The organism is Campylobacter sp. RM12642, assembly GCF_020137635.1.
In the GTDB taxonomy this organism is placed as follows: Bacteria; Campylobacterota; Campylobacteria; order Campylobacterales; family Campylobacteraceae; genus Campylobacter_E.
The window spans coordinates 1-352 of sequence record NZ_JACGAT010000090.1 but is presented as its reverse complement, the minus strand read 5'-3'; the positions used below and the strand labels follow the sequence as shown (position 1 = coordinate 352).

Below are 352 nucleotides of genomic sequence, written 5' to 3'. Positions count from 1 at the left end.
CACTTCATCTATTATATATGCTTTAAATTCTTTATCATTATTTAAGCTTCCGTCCCATTTATAAACAACTAATATTTCTTTCAATAAAGCTATTATTTCTTTTTCATTTAATGTTTTATTATCTCTTATAGAAAGAATTTTATAAACTCTATTATAAACTACATTATAAATCTCTTGTTTGATATCATAATCTAAAATTATCCTTATATGCTCGCCTTTATAATATAAAATCCACAAAGATTTATTAAGTTTTGCATGGTCTAGTTCTGGGTCATCAAAATACATACAATTCATAAACCAGCAGTCTAACTCTTCATCTATTACAATGCGTTCTTCAAAAGGAAATTTATGA

Annotated in this window: 1 protein-coding gene; it reads right to left on the bottom strand. The window is 24.4% G+C overall.

Annotated elements, in window-relative coordinates:
- Window positions 1-352 (bottom strand): hypothetical protein (locus AVBRAN12642_RS09810; protein WP_336608327.1); only part of this gene is annotated, 352 nt, incomplete at both ends.